At 71.2% G+C, this 22,593-nt stretch carries 13 protein-coding genes and 1 tRNA gene; 13 read left to right on the forward strand and 1 reads right to left on the reverse strand.

Features of this window, described 5'->3' with window-relative positions; translation table 11 throughout:
• The first annotated feature begins 16 nt into the window (after positions 1–16).
• From ACFYXM_RS23475 to ACFYXM_RS23530, 12 genes are all read left to right on the forward strand, one after another.
• Positions 17–370, forward strand: a complete 354-nt coding sequence (locus ACFYXM_RS23475) for an STAS domain-containing protein (RefSeq protein WP_126885862.1) — start codon at positions 17–19, stop codon at positions 368–370.
• A gap of 869 nt (positions 371–1,239) precedes the next feature.
• On the forward strand, positions 1,240–1,713 hold the full coding sequence (locus tag ACFYXM_RS23480; protein ID WP_389292043.1) for an ATP-binding protein: 474 nt from the start codon (positions 1,240–1,242) through the stop codon (positions 1,711–1,713).
• A gap of 309 nt (positions 1,714–2,022) precedes the next feature.
• The gene (locus tag ACFYXM_RS23485) at positions 2,023–4,467 is read left to right on the forward strand and encodes a sodium-translocating pyrophosphatase (RefSeq protein WP_389292044.1); all 2,445 of its coding nucleotides are present in this window, start codon (positions 2,023–2,025) and stop codon (positions 4,465–4,467) included.
• A 442-nt stretch (positions 4,468–4,909) separates the two neighbouring features.
• Positions 4,910–5,536, forward strand: coding sequence for a small secreted protein (locus tag ACFYXM_RS23490; protein WP_389292046.1), 627 nt, complete (start codon positions 4,910–4,912; stop codon positions 5,534–5,536).
• Between the two features lie 113 nt (positions 5,537–5,649).
• Positions 5,650–7,164 carry a methyltransferase gene (locus ACFYXM_RS23495; protein ID WP_389292048.1) on the forward strand — a complete coding sequence of 505 codons (1,515 nt, stop codon included), beginning with the start codon at positions 5,650–5,652 and terminating at the stop codon, positions 7,162–7,164.
• A gap of 639 nt (positions 7,165–7,803) precedes the next feature.
• Positions 7,804–8,001, forward strand: coding sequence for a hypothetical protein (locus ACFYXM_RS23500; protein WP_389292050.1), 198 nt, complete (start codon positions 7,804–7,806; stop codon positions 7,999–8,001).
• A gap of 404 nt (positions 8,002–8,405) precedes the next feature.
• Positions 8,406–11,291 carry a type I DNA topoisomerase gene (gene topA, locus ACFYXM_RS23505; RefSeq protein ID WP_389292052.1) on the forward strand — a complete coding sequence of 962 codons (2,886 nt, stop codon included), beginning with the start codon at positions 8,406–8,408 and terminating at the stop codon, positions 11,289–11,291.
• A 419-nt stretch (positions 11,292–11,710) separates the two neighbouring features.
• Positions 11,711–14,872, forward strand: coding sequence for a dTMP kinase (gene tmk, locus ACFYXM_RS23510; RefSeq protein WP_389292054.1), 3,162 nt, complete (start codon positions 11,711–11,713; stop codon positions 14,870–14,872).
• 495 nt (positions 14,873–15,367) lie between these two features.
• Complete coding sequence (locus tag ACFYXM_RS23515) at positions 15,368–16,573, forward strand: DNA polymerase III subunit delta' (protein WP_389292055.1); 1,206 nt, start codon at positions 15,368–15,370, stop codon at positions 16,571–16,573.
• Between the two features lie 296 nt (positions 16,574–16,869).
• Complete coding sequence (locus ACFYXM_RS23520; protein WP_389292057.1) at positions 16,870–18,396, forward strand: alpha/beta hydrolase; 1,527 nt, start codon at positions 16,870–16,872, stop codon at positions 18,394–18,396.
• Positions 18,397–18,540: 144 nt separating this feature from the next.
• Positions 18,541–18,614: transfer RNA gene (locus ACFYXM_RS23525), tRNA-Thr, on the forward strand.
• A gap of 1,115 nt (positions 18,615–19,729) precedes the next feature.
• A complete protein-coding gene (locus ACFYXM_RS23530; protein WP_389292058.1) occupies positions 19,730–20,899 on the forward strand; it encodes a glutathione-independent formaldehyde dehydrogenase in 1,170 nt (389 codons plus the stop codon).
• A 190-nt stretch (positions 20,900–21,089) separates the two neighbouring features.
• Here ACFYXM_RS23530 and ACFYXM_RS23535 read toward each other — a convergent pair whose 3' ends face one another.
• Complete coding sequence (locus ACFYXM_RS23535) at positions 21,090–21,818, reverse strand: phosphotransferase (protein WP_389292061.1); 729 nt, start codon at positions 21,816–21,818, stop codon at positions 21,090–21,092.
• A 305-nt stretch (positions 21,819–22,123) separates the two neighbouring features.
• On the opposite strand from ACFYXM_RS23535, the gene ACFYXM_RS23540 reads away from it, so the two are divergent.
• A complete protein-coding gene (locus ACFYXM_RS23540) occupies positions 22,124–22,579 on the forward strand; it encodes a hypothetical protein (RefSeq protein ID WP_389292062.1) in 456 nt (151 codons plus the stop codon).
• The last annotated feature ends 14 nt before the right edge of the window (positions 22,580–22,593 follow it).

Below are 22,593 nucleotides of genomic sequence, written 5' to 3' on the forward strand. Positions count from 1 at the left end.
AGGTGCTGGAGGATCCGTGGACCTGTCCTTGTCGACTCGCAATGTGTCCGGCCCTAGTGGCGACCGTACGGTCGTCGAGGTCGGTGGCGAGATTGATGTGTATACCGCGCCCAAGCTGCGCGAGCAGTTGGTCGAGTTGGTGAATGACGGCAGCTACCACCTGGTTGTCGACATGGAAGGCGTGGACTTCCTCGACTCCACCGGCCTCGGCGTGCTCGTGGGCGGCCTGAAGCGTGTCCGGGCCCACGAGGGCTCGCTGCGCCTGGTGTGCAACCAGGAGCGCATTCTCAAGATTTTCCGGATCACCGGTCTGACCAAGGTGTTCCCGATTCACACCACGGTCGACGAGGCGGTCGCGGCCACCGACTGACGGTCCGGGTCGGTTCGCCCCGATACGGACTGATGGTCCGGTCCGCCCTGATGCGTCGGGGCGGCGACGGTCCGTCGAGTTCCGCATTCGCTCCAGTGACCGGACCGGCCGACAGCAGCCGGTCCGGTACGCGGCGGGCGTATCCGTTGGCCGCTGGTCCGCGTGCCCGTCGGCCGACGAGCGGCCGTGCGGAGCGAGTGCGTCCGGCGGCCGTCTGTCGGCGTGCGCCAGCACGTGCCCGGCCGCCTGCTCGGGCATGTCGAGCGTCGGGCACGTCGGCCGGAGCGTCGCATCCGGTCCTGAGCGACCGGGTGTCACGACCGGCGGATGTCCGCCGACCGGTCGGTCGGGTGCCGGGCATTCGGATCGGCCATCCGACTGATCCGGAGGTCGCCGGTCGGCCGTTCCGCGTGGTCTGCGTGGTCTGCGTGGTCTGCGTGGTCTGCGTGGAGTGTGTGCCTCGGGCCGTTCGTCGGCCGGCTGACAGGCCGACCGCCGGACGAATCGGTGCCGTGGGCCGGGTCTCCCGTGCGGTCGGCGGTTGCACGTCGGCCGCGACGGACGTCCGGTGGCCGCCGACGGGCCCCTCGGCCGATGGGCTCGTCCGCAGGACGGGACAAGCCCGGGAAGGGAGCGGCGGCGGCCCGGAGCCGGTTCCGTACGAAGCCCTGGGCATGGAGCCGGACGAAGGAACCGGACGCGGAAATGGGCACGGAAACGGGCGGACGCGGGACCAGCGCCTGGCAGGCTGGAGGCCGACCCGGCGATGGTCGAGATGAAGACCAGAGGAATACCGGAAGAAGAGCCGGAGCGGCGGGCGGCGTGCCCGGGCTCCCGGCATGCACGCCCGTACGTCTGAGGGGGATCGCATGGCCACTGTTGAACTCCGCTTCAGCGCCCAGCCCGAGCACGTCAGGACGGCGCGCCTCGTGGCCGCCGCCGTGGCGCGCCGCGCAGGTGTCGATGAAGCCGTGCTCGACGAGGTCCGACTCGCCGTCGGCGAAGCCTGCAGCCGCGCGGTGGGGCTGCATCGCAGTCATGGCATCACCGCTCCCGTCTCCGTCGCTCTGACCGAGGAGGAGAAGTCCTTCTCCATCGAGGTCGGGGACGAGGTGCCCGGACCGGGTGCGGAGCCCGCTCCCGGCGCGGGCCCCGGGGCCCATGGTGCGACACCCCGCGCGGGCCTCGACGAGCCGGAACCCGGCGCCGAGGCCGATGGCGAGGACGAGATGGGTCTCGCGGTCATCAGCGGCCTCGTCGACGACATGGAGGTCAGATCCGGGATCAACGGCGGAGTGATCCGTATGACCTGGCCCAGGATGCCCGCGCCGACGCTTCCCTGAGACGAGCGCCACAGCCGTCATGGGCGGCGGGCCGCCGCCCATGACGGCTCCCGATTCCCGGTCCTGCCGATTCCTCGATCCGCCTCATGGCCCCGCTGAGCACCGCTGAGCGGGGTCTTTTTCATTTCTGTGTGATCGGCGGTCCGTGGAAAATGGTTCTGCCGCATTACTGCATTCGGAGTGATCTGTGACCCGATCATTTATCGATCAGGTCGTGAACGTCAATTACATTCGCAGTGCACTGTTTCACTCGGTCCGGTCTCCTTACAATTCGTCCACGTCTTGAGCGCTGAGCGTCAAGGAGGACGTATGGCGGACATCTTCAACACCCCACTGGCAGGACTGGCGCAAGATTCCGCACTTTCGGACCGGCCGTCTTCCCTCGCGGCCGCGGTGCTCACCGATGACAATCGCGTCATCGTGGTCGTCGTCGCGGCCGTGGCCGTCGCCGCACTGGTCGTCGCCCGGTTGCTGCTGCGCCAGGTGCTGGCGGCAGGCGAGGGGACCGACCGGATGAAGGAGATCGCGGCCGCCATTCAGGAGGGCGCGAATGCGTACCTGGCCAGGCAGTTGCGTACCGTCGGCGTTTTCGCGGTCGTGGTCTTCTTCCTGCTCCTTCTGCTTCCGGCTGAAAACTGGTCGCAGCGTGCGGGCCGCTCGCTCTTCTTTCTGGTGGGCGCGCTTTTCTCGGCGACCACCGGATACATCGGCATGCGGCTCGCCGTGCGCAGCAATGTCCGTGTGGCTGCCGCTGCGCGTGAGGCGACTCCGGAAGAAGGCGAACCGGAAAAGGACCTCACCACCGTCTCGCACAAGGCGATGAAGATCGCTTTTCGTACAGGTGGTGTGGTCGGCATGATCACCGTGGGGCTCGGGCTGCTCGGGGCCTCCTGCGTCGTACTCGTCTACGCCGCGGACGCCCCGAAGGTGCTGGAGGGCTTCGGGCTCGGTGCCGCCCTCATCGCCATGTTCATGAGGGTCGGTGGCGGCATCTTCACGAAGGCCGCGGACGTCGGTGCCGACCTCGTCGGCAAGGTCGAGCAGGGGATCCCGGAGGACGACCCGCGCAACGCCGCCACGATCGCCGACAACGTGGGCGACAACGTCGGCGACTGCGCGGGCATGGCGGCCGACCTCTTCGAGTCCTACGCCGTGACGCTCGTGGCCGCGCTCATCCTCGGGAAGGCCGCCTTCGGGGACTTCGGGCTGGCCTTCCCGCTGATCGTTCCGGCGATCGGCGTGATCACCGCGATGATCGGGATCTTCGCGGTCGCCCCGCGGCGCGCGGACCGCAGCGGAATGACGGCCATCAACCGCGGCTTCTTCGTCTCCGCCGTGATCTCGCTGGCGCTGGTGGCCGGGGGCGTCTTCGCCTACCTGCCGTCCTCGTACGCGGAGCTGGACGGCGTCACCGACACCGCCATCACCTCGCGCGACGGGGACCCGCGGATCTTCGCTCTGGTCGCCGTCGCCATCGGGATCGTGCTGGCCGCTCTGATCCAGCAGCTGACCGGCTACTTCACCGAGACGAACCGGCGCCCGGTCAGGGACATCGGCAAGTCCTCGCTGACCGGCCCGGCCACCGTCGTGCTCGCGGGCATCTCCATCGGACTGGAGTCCGCCGTCTATGCGGCGCTGCTGATCGGCCTGGGCGTCTACGGGGCGTTCCTGCTCGGCGGCACGTCGATCATGCTGGCGCTGTTCGCGGTGGCCCTGGCGGGGACGGGTCTGCTCACGACCGTCGGGGTCATCGTGGCCATGGACACGTTCGGACCGGTCTCCGACAACGCGCAGGGCATCGCGGAGATGTCCGGCGACGTCACGGGCGCGGGCGCGCAGGTCCTCACCGACCTGGACGCCGTCGGCAACACCACGAAGGCCATCACCAAGGGCATCGCCATCGCCACCGCCGTCCTGGCGGCGTCGGCGCTGTTCGGCTCGTACCGCGACGCGATCGCCGGGGCCACCGAAGACGTGGGGGCCGGCGCCGGGGCGATGTCCCTCAGCCTGGACATCTCGCAGCCCAACAACCTGGTGGGCCTGATGCTGGGCGCCGCGGTCGTCTTCCTCTTCTCCGGACTGGCGATCAACGCGGTGTCCAGGTCCGCCGGGGCCGTGGTCCACGAGGTGCGGCGGCAGTTCCGCGAGCATCCCGGGATCATGGATCGCAGCGAGAAGCCGGAGTACGGCCGTGTCGTCGACATCTGCACGAAGGACGCGCTGCGCGAACTCGCCACGCCCGGCCTGCTCGCCGTGCTGGCGCCGATCGCCGTCGGGTTCACCCTCGGCGTCGGGGCACTCGGCTCGTACCTCGCGGGTGCCATCGGCGCGGGGACGCTGATGGCGGTGTTCCTCGCCAACTCCGGTGGCGCCTGGGACAACGCCAAGAAGCTCGTCGAGGACGGCCGGCACGGCGGCAAGGGCAGCGAGGCCCATGCCGCGACCATCATCGGTGACACGGTCGGCGACCCCTTCAAGGACACCGCGGGACCGGCCATCAACCCCTTGCTGAAGGTGATGAACCTGGTCGCGCTGCTCATCGCCCCGGCGGTGGTGCAGTTCAGCTACGGACAGGACGCCAGCCCCGCGGTCCGGGCGGTGGTGGCGGCGCTCGCCGTCGTCGTCATCGTGTACGCGGTCTACGTCTCCAAGCGGCGCGGGATCGCCGTCGGGGATGCGGAGGAGCCCGGTGACGGGGACGGGGACGGGGGCGGCGGCAGCCACGCCTGTCCCGGACGGGCGGCCGTGTCGTGAGGTGGTGAGAGGGAGGATCAACGGCCGGGCGGGCGAAGGGGGCTGATGCCCCGTCCGCCCGGCCGATGTCACTCACCGGGGGCACCGTGGTCGGTCGGCCCGGTCGGCCCGGTCGGCCTCGTCGGCCGTGTGGCGGTTCGGGGAGAGGGCGGAGTGGGGCGGTGGTGCAGCAGGGTGCCGGTGCCGGTGTCGGGTGGTTCGTGGGGTGTGCGCTGCGTGTAGGTCCCCGCACCTGTACGCATGCGTGTGTGTACATGTGTGCTGTGTAGTGCTGTTCGCTCGGGTGTTCCCGATTTCGGTAGCTGTGCGGGTGAGTTGTATCTCCCTCGTTTCCCTTGGTGCAAATGGCTACAAAAGGTCATCTATCGGACGGGAGGCACCCGGATGGAGTGCGCCTGGCGTGTAAGTTCCGGGGCCGAGAGCCGTGGAAGGGACCGATCCGGTGAACAAGAAGCTTGCGGCCGCGCTGTCCGGCGGTGCGGTACTGGTACTCACGCTGTCGGGCTGTGGTGGCGACGACAAGAGCGAGAAGGTGAACGCCTGGGCCAAGAAGGTCTGTGACCAGGTCCAGCCCCAGCTGCAGAAGATCGCGAACGCCAACGCCGCCATTCAGCAGCAGACCGCCGACAACAGCAAGCCCGCCGACGTCCAGAAGACCGACTCGGCCGCCTTCCAGCAGATCTCGCAGGCGTACAAGGCGCTGGGCAAGGCCGTCGAGTCGGCGGGCCCGCCGCCCGTCGACAACGGCGAGGCCACGCACAAGGACGCCGTGAAGGAGCTCAACACCTCCTCCGCGGCGTACGCGGACCTGCAGAAGAAGGTCGACGCCCTCGATACGAAGGACCAGGCGAAGTTCGCCGACGGCCTCAAGAGCATCGCGGACGAGCTGAACAAGATCAGCTCCAATGGCGACCAGGCCCTGAAGAGGCTTCAGTCCGGCGAGGTCGCCACCGCGATGGCGAAGCAGAAGGGCTGCCAGAAGCCGACGGCCTCGGCGCCGCCCAAGAGCACCACCACGGGATCGGGCGCCCAGGCGTCGCCGTCCACCTCGCCCAGCGAGGAGTCCTGACCGGTCGGCCCGGTATCCGTCCGGCCCGGTAGGCCGGACGACGTGAGCGGTCCGGACAGTCCGATGGGTGCCGGGCCGCTGCCGTTGTCGGCGGGAGCGGACACAATGGTCGGGTGAGTACGACCCGCCTTCCCGTGCCCGACCGTTCGCCCCGGCTCCGCGAAGCCCTTCTCGGCGCCGCCTTCACCGCCGACGGGCTCCTCGACCTGCTCGGCGCGCCCGCCTATGCCGCTCTCGCCCGCGGCGAGACGGTTCCGGCGCTGCGTGCCACCCGGGGGGCGTCCCCGCTCGACACTCTGGTGCGGCTCTTCCTGCTCCAGCGCCCCGTGCCTTACGAGCGGGCCCGAGCCGCGCTTCCGCTGGCGCAGTGCATGGAGGACGGCTGGGTGGTCCGTGTCGGCGACGAGGTGCGGGCCGCGGTCGACGTGCGTCCGTACAGCGGGCCCGAGGGGCAGGACTGGTACATCGTCTCCGATCTGGGCTGCTCGGTCGGCGGCGCGGGCGGCATCGGTTCGCGTGAGGAGGGCGTGGTCCTCGGAGTCGGCGGGGCGTCCACCACCCTCGCCGGAATCACTGTCCGTACGCCGGTCGCCTCCGCGCTCGACATCGGTACGGGCTCCGGCATCCAGGCGCTGCACGCCTCGCAGCACGCCGGTCGGGTGACGGCCACCGATCTCAATCCGCGCGCGCTGGAGTTCACCCGGCTGACGCTCGCCCTGTCCGGCGCACCGGCAGCGGACCTGCGCCTGGGCTCCCTGTACGAGCCGGTCGGCACGGAGAAGTACGACCTGATCGTCTCCAACCCGCCGTTCGTCATCTCGCCCGGCGCCCGTCTCACCTACCGCGACGGCGGCATGGGCGGCGACGACCTGTGCCGGACCCTGGTGCAGCAGACGGGCGACCGGCTCAACGAAGGCGGATACGCCCATTTCCTGGCCAACTGGCAGCACGTGGAGGGCGAGGAGTGGCAGAACCGGCTGAGTTCCTGGGTGCCGTACGGCTGCGACGCCTGGATCGTGCAGCGTGAGGTCCAGGACGTCACGCAGTACGCGGAGCTGTGGCTGCGCGACAGCGGCGACCACCGTACGGACCCCGCCGAGTACGCGGCCCGGTACGACGCCTGGCTGGACGAGTTCGAGGCCCGCAAGACCAGGAGCGTCGGCTTCGGCTGGATCACCCTGCGGAAGTCCGCCGCGGCCGCGGCCGGGAATCCGTCCGTCGTGATCGAGGAATGGCCGCATGCGGTGGAGCAGCCGCTCGGACCGGCCGTGCAGGCCCACTTCGCCCGCCAGGACTACCTCCGCGAGCAGGACGACGCCGCGCTGCTGGCCGGCCGGTTCGCGCTCGCCGCCGAGGTCGTGCAGGAGCAGGTCGGCCTGCCCGGAGCGGAGGACCCCGAGCACGTGGTGCTCCGTCAGAACCGCGGTATGCGGCGCGCGACGAAGGTCGATGCCGTCGGCGCGGGCTTCGCCGGCGTGTGCGACGGGACGCTGCCTGCGGGCCGGATCCTGGACGCGATCGCCCAGTTGATGAACGAGGACCCGGTGCTGCTGCGCGACCGCACCCCGCAGGCGATCCGGTTGTTGGTGGAGGAAGGGTTCCTGGAGCCGGTGGGGTCGGCCGGCTGACGGTGTCGCCGTGATCCGGAAGGGGCCGTTCTGTTCTAGGGCGTGTCGTTCCGGTTCGGAGTGGTTCCGGGGCGGGGCGTGCCGCTGTGCATGGTGAATGTCCTCTTCACCAGCGGTGCCGTTCTTGTCGCCCAGCGGCCCGCCGTCGTGCCTCGTGTTCCGGTTGTGCTCGGTGACGGGGCCCGTACGCCGGACCGGAGCCGGGACGGGGTGGTGTCCGATGCCCGCCGCCGGTTCGGTTCCGGATCGATTCCGGGTCGGCCCGGGGAACGGACCGGTGCCCCGAGCGGCTTCCGGACCTGCCTCCCGGCTCCGGCTCGGTGTGGCGTTCCTGAGCGGCTTCCGGACCGGCCGCCACCTCTGATCGGCCTCTGGACCGGTCTCGCGCCTCAGGGCCGGGCCTCGGCTCGGCGCCCCGGGCCGAGGCCGCGCCCGAACCGGCGTCCGGGGCTCGAGCCGACGTCCGGGGCCCGAGCCGGCGTCCGGGGCCCGAGCCGGGGGCCGGGGGCCGCGTCGGCCCGGTGGCGGGTGAATCCGGCCATTCACCCAGGGTTCGTGTCCGCGACGCCCGGGGGTGACAGCCTCCACCTGACCGGATGGCACGGCCCCGGCGGAACAGCGACAGGGAGGCGGACGGACATGGAGAGCGGACCAGCGTTTCTCGCCGGAGCGGTGTTCGCGCTGTTCGGCGCCGCGCTGCTGCTGTGGACGGGGGCGCGCGTGATGCACCGCGCGCCGGTGGCGCAGGGAGTGAGCCCCCTCGCTTCCGCCACGCTCGCCACTCTGTTCGGCGTACTTTTTCTCGTTCTCGGTGTGTGGTGCTTCACCCGCATCTGATCCACTTCCCACCGGGACCCACGGGTTTCCGCCGGAGCGTCGCCACGCATGGCGGACCCCCGGAGGCGTCGCGGATCCCGCCCGGCGGGACATGGTGTGGGACATGCGGGGCAGGGTGAGGAACACGCCCGGAGGGCCCGTGCCGGTGGCGGACACCACACGCCGCCGGTGGTGGTGCCGCAGTGGTCGGGAACCGGCAGGCGGCGGTCGTACGCCCGACGGACCGGGTACTCCGGGCGGCAGGAATGCCGGGAGTCGGGTTACCGTTCGAGTGGCCGTTGCGGGCTTTTGCCGTTTGACACGGGGGCGGGTTGTACCGTCACACTCCGCAGCGACGGCACCGTCGGCGGCGTCATGCCGCTGTCCGGATGCCCACCGAGCGTCGACCGGAGAGAAGAGCGAAGTTGTCCCCGACCAGCGAGACCGCACAGGGCGGCCGCCGACTCGTCATCGTCGAGTCGCCTGCCAAGGCGAAGACGATCAAGGGCTACCTCGGCCCCGGATACGTCGTCGAGGCGAGTGTCGGGCACATCCGCGACCTGCCGAACGGTGCCGCAGAGGTCCCGGAGGAGTACACCGGCGAGGTGCGTCGGCTCGGCGTCGACGTCGAGCACGACTTCCAGCCCGTCTATGTCGTCAACGCGGACAAGAAGGCCCAGGTCAGGAAGCTCAAGCAGCTTCTTGCCGAGTCCGACGAACTCTTCCTCGCCACCGATGAGGACCGCGAGGGCGAAGCCATCGCGTGGCATCTGCAGGAAGTCCTGAAGCCCAAGGTCCCGGTCCACCGGATGGTCTTCCACGAGATCACCAAGGACGCGATCCGAGCCGCCGTCGCCAACCCGCGCGAGCTCAACCAGCGCATGGTCGATGCCCAGGAGACCCGCCGCATCCTCGACCGGCTCTACGGCTACGAGGTCTCGCCGGTCCTGTGGAAGAAGGTCATGCCGCGGCTGTCGGCCGGGCGCGTCCAGTCCGTGGCGACCCGTCTCGTCGTCGAGCGGGAGCGCGAGCGCATCGCCTTCCGCTCCGCCGAGTACTGGGACCTGACCGGAACGTTCTCCACCGGAACGGGCGCGAACGGGGCGGACGCTTCCGGCCCGTCGTCCTTCACCGCCCGCCTCAACACGGTCGACGGCCGCCGTGTCGCCCAGGGCCGTGACTTCGGCCCGGACGGCCGGCTGAAGTCCGGTTCCGGCCAGGTGCTGCACCTGGACGAGGCGAATGCCCGCGCGCTGGCCGCCGCGCTCGCCGACAGCGCGTTCGCCGTGCGGTCCGTCGAGTCGAAGCCGTACCGCCGTTCCCCGTACGCCCCCTTCCGCACGACGACCCTCCAGCAGGAGGCGAGCCGGAAGCTGGGCTTCGGCGCCAAGGCCACCATGCAGGTCGCGCAGAAGCTGTACGAGAACGGCTTCATCACGTACATGCGTACCGACTCCACGACCCTCTCGGACACGGCGGTCGCCGCGGCTCGGGCGCAGGTCACGCAGCTGTACGGGGTCGGCTACCTGCCGGACAAGCCGCGCACGTACGCCGGGAAGGTCAAGAACGCCCAGGAGGCGCACGAGGCGATCCGCCCGTCCGGCGACCGCTTCCGCACCCCCGCCGAGACCGGCCTCACCGGCGACCAGTTCCGGCTCTACGAGCTGATCTGGAAGCGGACCGTCGCCTCCCAGATGAAGGACGCGGTCGGCAACTCCGTCACCGTCAGGATCGGCGGCCGGGCGAGCGACGGCCGGGACGCCGAGTTCTCCGCGTCCGGCAAGACGATCACCTTCCACGGGTTCATGAAGGCGTACGTCGAGGGCGCCGACGACCCGAACGCCGAGCTCGACGACCGCGAGCGCCGCCTCCCGCAGGTCGCCGAGGGCGACGCGCTGTCCGCCGAGGAGATCTCGGCCGACGGGCACGCCACCAAGCCGCCGGCCCGCTACACCGAGGCCTCGCTGGTCAAGGAGCTCGAAGAGCGCGAGATCGGTCGCCCGTCGACGTACGCCTCGATCATCGGCACGATCCTGGACCGCGGCTACGTCTTCAAGAAGGGCACGGCGCTCGTCCCGTCCTTCCTCTCGTTCGCCGTGGTCAATCTGCTGGAGAAGCACTTCGGCCGACTCGTCGACTACGACTTCACCGCGAAGATGGAGGACGACCTCGACCGTATCGCGCGGGGTGAGGCCCAGGCCGTGCCGTGGCTGAAGCGTTTCTACTTCGGCGCGGGCGGCGACGACCTGGCGGGCGCGGGCGCGGCCTCCGACGCGGGCAACGGCGACGGCGACCACCTCGGCGGCCTGAAGGAGCTCGTCACCGACCTCGGCGCGATCGACGCCCGGGAGATCTCCTCGTTCCCCGTCGGCAACGGCATCAAGCTGCGGGTCGGCCGCTACGGGCCGTACATCGAACGCGGCGAGAAGGACGCCGAGGGCCACCAGCGCGCGGACGTTCCGGAGGACCTGGCTCCGGACGAGCTGTCCGTGGAGTACGCGGAGGAGCTGCTGGCCAAGCCGAGCGGCGACTTCGAACTCGGTACGGACCCGATCACCGGGCACCAGATCGTCGCCAAGGCCGGTCGCTACGGCCCGTACGTCACCGAGGTGCTGCCCGAGGGCACCCCGAAGACCGGCAAGAACGCGGTGAAGCCGCGGACCGCCTCCCTCTTCAAGTCCATGTCGCTGGAGACGGTGACGCTGGCCGACGCGCTCCGGTTGATGTCGCTGCCGCGCGTCGTCGGCGAGGACGCCGACGGCGTGGAGATCACCGCGCAGAACGGCCGCTACGGCCCTTACCTGAAGAAGGGAACGGACTCGCGTTCGCTCGCCTCCGAGGAGCAGCTCTTCGACATCACCCTCGAAGAGGCCCTCGCGATCTACGCGCAGCCCAAGCAGCGCGGTCGCGCCGCTGCCAAGCCGCCGCTGAAGGAGCTCGGCACGGACCCGGTGAGCGGGGCGCCGGTCGTGGTCAAGGACGGCCGCTTCGGCCCGTACGTGACCGACGGCGAGACCAACGCCACGCTGCGGACCGCCGACAGCGTCGAGACGATCACGCCGGAGCGCGGTTACGAGCTGCTCGCCGAGAAGCGTGCCAAGGGGCCCGCGAAGAAGAAGACGGCGAAGAAGGCCCCGGCCAAGAAGGCGGCCGCGAAGAAGACGGCGGCCAAGAAGACCACGACCGCCAAGAAGACGGCGGCGAAGAAGACCACGGCGAAGAAGACCACGGCCACGAAGAAGACGGCGGCGAAGAAGACGGCCGCCGCGAAGGAGACCACGGCGGCGTCCGCGGCCGCCGGGGAGAGCTGACCGGGGACCCGGTATCGGTGGGCCGACCGGGTCTGGATCAACGGCGGGCCGGCCGGGGGCCGGGGCCGGGGCCGGGGACCGTGAGCTGAACGGAGGGGCGTCCGGCTTCAGTGCGGGCCGCCCCGTCCGGTTCGGGGGCGGCCCGTCCCGTGCAGGAGGCCGTTCCGTAGGGGAGGCGGACCGTCCCCGTGCGGAAGGCTGCCCGGTTTTCGTACGGGGAATTTCCGGCGGGAGGTCCTCGTACGGGGACGCCGCCGGTCCGGCGGGGCGTGAGGCGTGGGCGGCTGCGGCCGGGCCACCTCCATGACGGGTCGTCCGTGCTCCTGTCCCACGCCCGAGCTGCCACATGCCGCGCCCTCGTCGTCCACATGTTCGGGCGTGGCATCCGGGGAGCCGTCCGATCCGGATAGGCTGGGCGGATGACGCGAGCCGAGCAGCCAACGGTCGTGAGCCCCACCTCCGACGCACTTGCCGCAGACTCACGCGAGCGCGCCGTACGAGCCTTGTTGCGTGTCCCGCCGCTGAAGCGGTTGTGGAGCGCCCAGCTCGTCGGAAGCATCGGCGATGCCCTCGCCCTTCTCGTGCTGGTGCTGATGTCGCTGCAAGCGGCGGTCCAGGAGGGCTCGTTCGGAGCCGGATATCGAGGGGCGGCGTTCGCCGTCGCCGCGGTGTTCGGTGCCCGGATTCTCGCCACCCTGATCTTCGGGGCCGTACTCCTCGGTCCGCTGACGACGCTCACCGCGCCGGGCGGACCGCTGGACCGGCGCTGGCTGATGATCGGGACGGACGGGCTGCGGCTCGCGCTGCTGGTCGTCGCACCGCTGTGGATCGACTGGATGCCGGCTCAGGCGCTCATGATGATCCTCATCACCGTCTTCGTCGTCGGTGCGGCCGAGCGTCTGTGGACGGTCGCCAAGGACGGCGCCGCGCCCGCGCTGCTGCCCGCGCCGCCCCCGGAGGGCGCGGCGGTACGTCCCCTGCCCGACCACCTCGACGCCCTGCGCCGACTCTCCCTCCGTACCGACTTCGCCGCCATCCCGGTCGCCGGGGCCGGTCTGCTGGCCGCCACCCTGGTCGGCAACCTGCTGGGCTCGGGCCTGGAGTGGTTCTCGCTCCATCAGGCGGCGCTCGGCTCCTACGTCGCGGCCGGTCTGTTCGCGGCCTCGGTCTCCACCCTGTACTTCCTGGAACTGCCTGGTTCGCAGACGCCCCGCCCGCGCTCGCCGCTGGAGGGCCTGCGCCGGCCGTCGGCCGACGGCGGGCCCGATCGGGGCCGCACCGGTGCCGTACCGGTGATCATCGGTGCGTCGGCCGCCGTCGCCGGGGCCATCGCTGCCGCCGCTGCCGTCGCCGCCCTGCACGCCGGGGAGCTGGGCGGCGGACCCGTCACGTTCGCCCTGCTGATCCTCGGACTGACCGGTGCCACGGGCGTCGGCATCCGTACCGCCGGGAAGGTGCTGCCCACGCTGTCGCGGCGGCGGCTGCTCGCGCTGGCCGTCGCCGTCACGGGCGTCGCGCTGCTCGCCATGGGCCTGGTGCCGGACACGGCGACCGTCGTGGTGATCACGGTGCTCGCCGGGTACGCGGCGGGGGTCGCCGCCCGCACCGGCCACGTCCTGATCGACCAGGAGACCGAGGAGTCCCGCTGGGCCAGGATCACGGAGCACCTCCAGGCCGTCGTACGGGTCGTCGTCGGGCTCGGCGCGCTCGTCGGCCCGCTGCTGTCCGCCGCGATCGGCGCGCACCGGCTGGAGTCGGGGACGTTCGTCTTCGCCCACGGCGGAGCGGCCTTCGCCCTGATGCTGATCGGCGCGCTGCTGCTGCCCGTCGCGGTGATCGTCCTCGCGAAGACGGACGACCGCTCCGGCGTGCCGCTGCGCCGTGACCTGCGCGAGGCACTGCGTGGCGGGGAACCGGACGTGGCGCCCGCGAAGACCGGGTTCTTCCTGGCCCTGGAGGGCGGCGACGGCGCCGGAAAGTCCACCCAGGTCGAGGCGCTCGCCGAGTGGATCCGTGCCAAGGGCCACGAGGTCGTCGTCACCCGGGAGCCGGGCGCGACCCCGGTCGGCAAGCGGCTGCGCTCGATCCTGCTCGACGTGTCGTCGGCCGGACTCTCCAACCGGGCCGAGGCGCTGCTGTACGCAGCCGACCGCGCAGAGCACGTCGACTCGCTGGTCCGCCCGGCGCTGGAGCGCGGTGCAATCGTCATCTCCGACCGTTACATCGACTCCTCCGTCGCCTACCAGGGCGCGGGCCGTGACCTCTCCCCGACCGAGATCGCCCGGATCTCGCGCTGGGCCACGGGCGGGCTCGTACCGCACCTGACCGTCCTGCTGGACGTCGACCCGGAGACCGCGAGGGAACGGTTCACCGAGGCGCCCGACCGGCTGGAGTCCGAGCCGCCGGAGTTCCACGCCCGGGTACGGGCCGGCTTCCTGACGCTGGCCGCGGCCGACCCGGCCCGCTACCTGGTGGTGGACGCGGGACAGGACCCGGAGACGATCAGCACGGTCGTACGCCACCGCCTCGATCAGCTCCTTCCGCTCTCCGAGGCCGAGATCAAGGCCCAGGAGGAGGCGCGCAGGAAGGCCGAGGAGGAGGCCCGGCGCAAGGCCGAGGAAGAGGCGGCCCGCAAGGCCGAGGAGGAGCGGCTGGAGCGCGAGCGGCAGGAACAGCTCGCCAAGCTCCGGGCCGAGGAGGAGGAACGCAAGCGCCGCGAGCTGGAGGAGGCGCGCAGGCGCGAGGCCGAACGCCAGGCGGAGGAGGCCCGGCAGCGGGCCGAGGAGGCGCGGCGCAAGGCCGAGGAGGAGCGGGCCAAGCGGGAGGCCGAGGAGGCGGCCCGCGAGGCGGAGCAGGAGAGGCTGCGCAAGAGGGCCGCGGAGGAGGCCAGACAGCGCAAGGAGGCCGAGGAACAGCGTCTGGAGAAGCAGCGGGCCGCCGAGGCGGCCCTGCTGCGCGCCGAGGAGGCCCGGCGCCGGGCCGAGGCGGCCAGGGCCGAGGCGGCTGCGGCGGCGTCCGTGCCGGACAACGAGATCACCGTGCCGACACCGATCGTCGACCCGAACGACGTGACGCAGCAGGTGCCCTCGCCGACCACGCGTCCCGTGCGCTCCGACGACGACGAGACGGCGATCCTTCCTCCGGTACGGGACGGGCAGCCCCCGGTACGGGACGCGCGGCGTCCTCGTGACACGGAGGCTGCGAGTGACACGCGTGACGTGCGGGAGTCGAGGGATGCCTGGGGTGCGCATGACGCGCGCTCGGCGGATCCGGCAGACCGGGTTCCGCGGGGCATCTTCCGTGACGAGCGCCCGTCGGCGGGCTTCGCGGCGGAGAGCGAGAACGAGCGCACGCGCGAGCTCCCGCAGATCGACGACCCGCACGCGGGCGGCGCCGGGGCGCAGCAGGCGCGGGACCACTGGGACGGCCAGGAGCGCCGCTCACGGCGCCCGCGCCCCGACTGGGCCGAGGAGACCCCGTTGGACGACCTGCCGACGCTGGCGGACGAGCTGCTGGGCGGCGACCACGGGGACGGCGAGGACCCGGGCTCCTTGGGACGGGGACGCCGCCCGCGCCGCTGAGGCGGTGCGGCGTGAGGGACGGGACGTCCGTGTGGCCGGCCGAAGGGTCCGGGCCGCGGGGCCGTCGATCTGCCGGCCTGCGGAGCGGATGTCCCGTCCGCAGGTCTGCTGCTTCGCCGGCCCGCAGGCCCGCCGGACTGGTCGGAGTGCGGTCCAGACCGGTCCCGCCCGGCCCTGCCGGGATTGTCAGACCCGTCCCTCACAATGGAGTCCGGACATGAGCCGGGACCAGCAGGGTGGGGTTCGGGCGCGGTCGGTGCGGTCGCACGGCCCGCGCAACGACACCCCGTCGCGCGGGCCGTGCGACCGGATCGCGCGACATCCCGGCGCATGAGGCCACAGCACGAGACCACGGCACACGGCACGACAAGCACGGGTGCACGACAGCACGGCGCACGACACGTCAGCACGGCGTACGACAGCACCGCGCACGACAGCGGACAGCACGACAATGTGCGGCCACGAGGACGCACACCACCGGAAGGGCGGTGACCCATGACCGTATGGGACGACCTGGTCGGGCAGGACCGGGTGCAGGAGCAGCTCGGTGCCGCCGCCCGGGACGCCGATGCGCTGGTCACCGCCCACTCCGCGGGGGAGCCGGTGCCGCCGGGGTCGAAGATGACCCACGCCTGGCTGTTCACCGGTCCCCCCGGCTCCGGCCGTTCCACCGCGGCCCGGGCCTTCGCCGCCGCCCTCCAGTGCGTCAGCCCCGACCGGGCCCTGGGCGGCGCGCCGGGGTGCGGTTTCTGCGACGGCTGTCACACCAGCCTCATCGGTACACACGCCGATGTCGAGGTGGTCCGTACCGATCTCCTCTCCATCGGCGTGAAGGAGACCCGCGAACTGGTCCGACGCGCCCAGCTGTCCCCGGCCGGCGGTCGCTGGCAGGTCATCGTGCTGGAGGACGCGGACCGGCTCACCGAGGGCGCGGGGAACGTCCTGCTGAAGGCCGTCGAGGAACCGGCTCCCCGCACGGTCTGGCTGCTCTGCGCGCCCTCGCTCGAGGACGTGCTTCCCACCATCCGTTCCCGCTGTCGCCACCTCACCCTGCGCACGCCCTCCGTGGACGCGGTGGCCGACGTGCTGATCAGGCGCGACGGCATCGATCCGGAGCGGGCCGCGTCCGCTGCCCGTGCCACCCAGGGCCACATCGGCCGGGCCCGTCGCCTCGCCACGGACGAGCGGGCGCGCTCCCGGCGTGCCGCCGTGCTGAAGATGCCGCTGCGGATCGAGGAGATCGGGGGCTGTCTCAAGGCCGCCCAGGAACTGATCGACACCGCCGCGGAGGACGCCAAGCAGGTCTCGGAGGAGGTCGACACCAAGGAGACGGAAGAACTGAAGGCCGCCCTCGGCGCCGTCGCCGGAGGCCGGATGCCGCGGGGGACGGCGGGCGTGATGAAGGAGCTGGAGGACCGGCAGAAGCGCCGCAAGACCCGTACCCAGCGCGACAGCCTCGATCTCGCGCTCAGCGAGCTGACGGGCTTCTACCGCGATGTGCTGGCTCTGCAGATGGGCTCGCGGATCGCCATCGCCAACGCGGACGCACAGGACGCCCTCGACCGCGTCGCCGGCTCCTCCACCCCCGAGCGGACCCTGCGCCGGATAGAGGCGGTGATCGCGTGCCGACGGGCGCTGGACCGCAACGTCGCACCGCTGCTCGCGGTGGAGGCGATGACAATGGCGCTGCGCGCGGGCTGACGTACGGCGCCGCCGTCCCGTTCCCGCTTTCCGTCCTGGATCACCACCGCCGTCACCCAGCTCCGCCACGACCTCCGTCCCATCCCCATCGTCCCTGGCACCCCCATCGGCAGTGCACTGCATCGCCATCGGCAGTGCACTGCCCGAGCACCATCCGAGCCGGTGAACCTTCCCGGTCACAGCACTAGCGCACCGCGCCATCACCGATGTCACCGTTCGTCACGTTTCGTTACTGATTTTTCACCCGTATGGGCGGTAAAGCGGGCGAGGCGCCGTCCGGCGACTACGCTCCGGGGATGGACACCAGGCGCCCGCTCCGCACTTTCGCCCCCGCGCTCGGCTTTGCCGGCCTCCTTGTCTCCGGTTGCAGCGGCGACGGTTCGGCGAACCCGTCCCCGTCCGCCCCCGCAGTCCCCGCCGCGCTCCAGCCGTACTACGAGCAGCGGCTGAAGTGGCGCGACTGCGGGGCCGAGGGTTTCCAGTGCGCGACGATGAAGGCGCCCCTGGACTACGCGAATCCGGACGGCGGAGACATCGATCTGGCCGTCTCCCGCGCCGGGGCCACCGGCCCCGGGGAGCGGATCGGCTCGCTCCTGGTGAATCCCGGCGGCCCGGGAGGCTCGGCCGTCGGCTACCTCCAGAATTTCGTGGCCCTCGGCTACCCCGCCCCGGTCCGGGCGCGCTACGACATGGTGGCCGTCGACCCGCGCGGGGTCGCTCGCAGCGAGCCCGTCGAGTGCCTCACCGGCCCGCAGATGGACTCGTACACCCAGGTCGACCAGACGCCCGACGACGAGACCGAGGTCGACCGGCTGAGCGCCGCGTACCAGAGGTTCGCGGGCGGCTGCGAGCAGCACTCGGCTCAGGTGCTCCCGCATGTCTCCACCGCCGAGACCGCCCGCGACATGGACATGCTGAGAGCGCTGCTGGGCGACGAGAAGCTGCACTACGTCGGGGCGTCGTACGGCACCTACCTCGGTGCCGCATACGCCGAACTCTTCCCGGCCCGGGTCGGCCGGATGGTCCTGGACGGCGCGATGGACCCCTCGCTCTCCGCCCTCGACGTGAACCGTGACCAGACGGCGGGCTTCGAGACCGCGTTCCAGTCCTTCGCCGCCGACTGCGTGAAGAGGACGGACTGCCCGCTCGGCACGACTTCCACCGCCGACGCGGCCAGCCGCATGAAGGGGCTCTTCGCCGCCCTCGACGCCAAGCCGATCCCCGCGGGCGACACCCGCGAACTCACCGAGTCCCTCGCCACCACCGGGGTGATCGCCGCCATGTACGACGAATCGTCCTGGCCGCAGCTCCGCGACGCGCTCGTCGGCGCCGCGAAGGGCGACGGCTCCGGTCTGCTCGCCCTGTCGGACAGCTACTACGAGCGCGAGCCGAACGGCACGTACGCGAACCTGATGTTCGCCAACGCCGCCGTGAACTGCCTGGACCAGCCGCCCGCCTTCGCCGACGCCCGAGCCGTCACCCGTGCGCTCCCCGACTTCGAGAAGGCGTCGCCGGTCTTCGGCCGGTCCTTCGCATGGGCCGCCCTGAACTGCGCCCACTGGCCGGTCCGCCCCACGGGTACCCCTCATCGCATCGAGGCCAGGGGTACGGCCCCGATCGTGGTGGTCGGCACCACGCGTGACCCGGCCACCCCCTACAAGTGGGCGGAGTCGCTCGCCGACCAGCTCTCCTCCGGCACGCTCCTCACCTACCGAGGCGACGGCCACACCGCGTACGGCCGCGGCAGCGACTGCATCGACACGGCGATCAACACCTACCTCCTGGACGGCACCCCGCCGACCGACGGCAAGCGTTGCTCCTGACCACTCATGCCCCCGTTCCGCCCCCTTCGCCGCCTTTAGGTCGCTGACCTGCGGAGACGGCCCGGATCCGGGGTGGTACGGAGCACCTCCGGAAACTGTGTAGACTTGGCGACGCCGCTGATCGCACCATAGTGCGACGGGCGTGCCGCCTTAGCTCAGTTGGCCAGAGCAACGCACTCGTAATGCGTAGGTCTCGGGTTCGAATCCCGAAGGCGGCTCAGAGAAACCCCAGGTCAGATGCTCTCTTATCTGGGGTTTTCTGTTGCTCGGCGTTCCTGTGCTCGGGGTTCCTGGGACGGCACCCGTCCGCGCTCCTATTCCATGCCTCTCGTGCCGTGCCGTGCAGGGCCCCGGGGCGCGGCGATGTCGGGCCCTTGGGCTGTCGATCATCACGCTCTCATCCTCGGCCGGGCGGGGATCGTCCCCTTCGAGGTCAGCGCCCTCGGATACGCGTTGTACGGCGGCGGGTTCGGCACGTTCGTACCCGCCGTGACCCATGTGGTCATGCGTGATGTGCCCTCCGGTGTCTCCGAAACGGCTTCCGGGGTATTGAACGTGGCCCGGCAGAACCGGCCTTCGGCTCCTTCCCGCACGGTTACCAGTCGGCCGTCGGGATCGCCGCCGTCTGTACGGCCGTTACGACAGTCTTGGACCGGGCGGGGTTCCGGGAGCGTACCGAGCGGCCGCGGACGTCGCCGTACCGTCGGAATCGGAGTGGGGTTCGGAGCCGGAGCCGGAGTTGGAGTTGGAGTGGGGTTCGGAGCCGGAGCCGGTGGAGGGTGCGGGACGGGGGAGAGCGCGCGGGACTGGGGCTGCTGGTGACCCAGCCGTCGGGGCCGCGGGCACCGGCATGTTTCGGGGACGGCCGACGGCCGCGCCGACTGCCGGTGGACCTGGTCCTGGTCGGCATCGGCGTCGTGCCCCGTACGGAACCGGCCGAGGCGGCGGGCTGGCGGTCTCCGGCGGCACCGTGGTCGACGCCGGGCTGCTGACCGGCGATCCGTGCATCTCGGCCATCGGCGACTGCGCGTTCTTCCCGCTGTCGGGCCCCGACACGCAGCCGCGGTCCCAGCTGGGGCCTCAGCCGACCGTGCGCCGAGCGCCCTGCGACCGACCGCGGGCCGACTCCGATGCTCGCGCCGCGGTGTCGCGGGGCGGTGGTCACGTCCCGCGCGGATCGTGTCGCGGTGGTTTCGCCAACGCCTCTGGTGCGTGCCTTGTCACGGGCCGTTCCGGGGGCGCTCTGCGTTTGACATGCGACGGCCCGGTGGGACGGTTGAAGAGGCATTCCCGCCGGACGGCGTTCCCGCCCGACGAACGCGGAGGCAGTCCCATGAAGGCGTTGGTGTACGAAGGGCCACGTTCGGTGTGCGTCAAGGACGTACCGGACGCGAGGATCGAGCGGCCCACGGATGTGCTCGTGAAGATCACCTCGACGAACATCTGCGGCTCGGACCTGCACATTTACGAGGGGCGCACGGACATGGAGAAGGGGCGTGTCCTGGGCCACGAGAACATGGGCGAGGTGATCGAGGTCGGAGACGGCGTGGACCGGGTCAAGGTGGGCGACCTGGTGTGCCTGCCGTTCAATATCAGCTGCGGGTTCTGCCGCAACTGTGAGCAGGGGCTGACGGCGTTCTGCCTGACCACGCCGTCGGATCCGCGGATGGCGGGTGCCGCGTACGGGTTCGCGGGGATGGGCCCCTACAACGGCGGACAGGCGGAGTTCCTGCGGGTGCCGTACGGCGACTCCAACTGCCTGGTCCTGCCGGAGGAGGCGTGGGAGAAGCAGACCGACTACGTGATGCTGTCGGACGTCTTCCCGACCGGCTGGCACTGCACGGAACTCGCCGGGGTGCGGCCGGGCGAGACCGTGGTCATCTACGGTGCGGGTCCGGTCGGGTTGATGGCGGCGCTGTCCGCGACCCTCAAGAGCGCGGCGAAGGTCATGGTCATCGACCGGCATCCGGACCGGCTGCGGCTGGCCGAGGAGATCGGCGCCATCCCGATCGACGACTCCAGGGATTCGCCCATCGACCGGGTCAACGACCTCACCGACGGACTGGGCGCGGACCGCGGCTGCGAATGCGTGGGCTACCAGGCGCATGACGCCCAGGGCCACGAGCAGCCGAACCTGACGCTGAACAACCTGGTGCAGTCCGTGAAGTTCACCGGCACCATTGGTGTGGTCGGCGTCTTCGTGCCCCACGATCCCGGAAGTCCGGACAAGCTGTACAAGGACGAGGGAGAGATCGCCTTCGACTACGGCATGTACTGGTTCAAGGGCCAGTCGATGGGGACCGGTCAGGCCAACGTCAAGGCGTACAACCGTCAGTTGTGCAACCTCATCCAGCAGGGGAAGGCCAAGCCGTCCTGGATCGTCTCTCACGAACTGCCGCTTGCGGAGGCGGCGCAGGGGTACGAGCACTTCGACAACCGGGACGCGGGCTGGACGGAGGTCGTCCTCCACCCTGACGGCGGGGGCCGGAGCGGCGGTCGGTAGGCAGACGGACAGACAGCCGCGGTCGGTGGGTGGGGCGCGAGCGTTGGGCGGAGCCGAGCGGTGGATGGGTCGGCGGGCAGGTGTGGCCGGGGACCGGGGCCGGGAGCCGGGTCCGAGGGTCGGGAGCGTGTGATGCGTCCCGGCGCCCGTTCCGGCGTACCAGTGTCTCCGGCGTGTCGGTGTCGTGGTGTCACATCACCTCGGTGACGAGAGCGACCGCACGGTCGAACAGGCCCGCCTCGTTCCTGCTGTCGGTGCTGTCGGTGCTGTCGTGCCCCTTGTGAGCCGCACCGCCGCGCGTCGCGTCGGCGGTGCGGCGTGCGGCGGCCTCCGCGAGACGGGCGGCGGGGATGCCACCGGAGGCGGAGAAGTGCGGCACCAGGGCGTTCAACAGGGCGAGGGCGCACGCCGATGCCGCTCGACTGGCCCGGGGGGCGACCGCGGTCCGTGCCAGGATCAGGGCCGTCATGGCGCGGTCCAGGGCGGGCGCGCCCTCCGCCGTGTCGCTCCAGTCGATCACCACCGGTCCCTGGGGCGTCAGCACCACGTTGCCCGGGTGCAGGTCGAGGTGGAGGATCCGGTCCTCGGAGCGCGGGGAGAGCCGCGCCGGGACGGTGTGCAGTTCGGTGAGGAGCCCGGCCAGTACGGTGGCGGCTTCGGACGTGGCGAGGCCGCCGGACTCCAGGGACACCAGCATGGTCGGGCCGGTCAGGCGCCGCAGCATCAGGTCGCAGGGGGCCGTCGTGGCGTCGCGCGGACCGAGCCGGGGGACCGGGTAGCCGTGTGCGCTGAGGTAGGACATGACCGCCCACTCATGAGTGGCGTCCAGCCCGTCACGGTTGCGCCGCAGGACCCAGTTCTCGTCGAGCGCGTACACGTTGGCGGTACGCCCGGCCCCCAGTAGCTCACCTATTCGCATGGGACGAACCTATGGGTAGGCGCGTGCGACGGGGAGTTCACCGGCGTGTGAGTTCACCGGCGAGTGCGAGTCCATCAGAGCACACGCACCCACCAGAGCCCTCGGGCCTGCCGGCGGCCGGCCTGAAGCGTTCCCTCGGTGCGGACCTCGCCGGGGCGCGAGTGAGCGGTGACGACGCCGCCCCGACCGTCTCCACCACCGACGCCGGGGGTGGCGGCGGGGCCGCGGAGTAGCCTGGGGGTGTACGGCTTCCCGGTGAGGTGAGCCGGTCGTGTGGGCCCGCACGTCAAAGGAGGCCGTGACGCATGGACACCCTGATCAATGTCGTGGTCGTCCTGGCGATGATCGCGATCGCGGCGTTCGTCATCCACCTGCTCAACACCCGGCACCGGCATCAGCATCTGCGTCCCGCGCACTACGACCACGGCCTGGCCGGGTTCGGTGACGGCCCCGCGTCGGGCCCGGCCCCCGGCACGGCTTTGGGGCGACGGGACATGGCCGAAGGACATCACGTGGCCGAGCGGCAGGACGTGGCCGGACGGCAGGAAGCCGACGCTTCCGGATCCGGGACAGACACCAGCACATCCGGGACAGACACCAGCACAAGTACCGGCACCGGAGCGGGCCTCGGTACCGGCACCGGCAACGACCCAAGTACCGGTACCGACAACGGGCCCAGTAGCGGTATCGATACCGGCTCCAGCCCCAACCCCAGCCCCAGCCCCAATCCCAACCCGGGCCCCGGAGCAGGCTCCGGCTGACGTCAGCCGTCGGC

The sequence above is a fragment of the Streptomyces sp. NPDC002476 genome (assembly GCF_042889785.1).
Lineage (GTDB): Bacteria > Actinomycetota > Actinomycetes > Streptomycetales > Streptomycetaceae > Streptomyces.

Bases quoted from the DNA above. Each gene is read 5' to 3' on its own strand.
- ACFYXM_RS23540 (WP_389292062.1), top strand. From the start codon at position 22,124: ATGGACACCCTGATCAATGTCGTGGTCGTCCTGGCGATGATCGCGATC.
- ACFYXM_RS23520 (WP_389292057.1), top strand. From the start codon at position 16,870: ATGGACACCAGGCGCCCGCTCCGCACTTTCGCCCCCGCGCTCGGCTTT.
- ACFYXM_RS23485 (WP_389292044.1), top strand. From the start codon at position 2,023: ATGGCGGACATCTTCAACACCCCACTGGCAGGACTGGCGCAAGATTCC.
- ACFYXM_RS23500 (WP_389292050.1), top strand. From the start codon at position 7,804: ATGGAGAGCGGACCAGCGTTTCTCGCCGGAGCGGTGTTCGCGCTGTTC.
- ACFYXM_RS23530 (WP_389292058.1), top strand. From the start codon at position 19,730: ATGAAGGCGTTGGTGTACGAAGGGCCACGTTCGGTGTGCGTCAAGGAC.
- ACFYXM_RS23515 (WP_389292055.1), top strand. From the start codon at position 15,368: ATGACCGTATGGGACGACCTGGTCGGGCAGGACCGGGTGCAGGAGCAG.
- ACFYXM_RS23480 (WP_389292043.1), top strand. From the start codon at position 1,240: ATGGCCACTGTTGAACTCCGCTTCAGCGCCCAGCCCGAGCACGTCAGG.
- ACFYXM_RS23535 (WP_389292061.1), bottom strand. From the start codon at position 21,818: ATGCGAATAGGTGAGCTACTGGGGGCCGGGCGTACCGCCAACGTGTAC.
- tmk (WP_389292054.1), top strand. From the start codon at position 11,711: ATGACGCGAGCCGAGCAGCCAACGGTCGTGAGCCCCACCTCCGACGCA.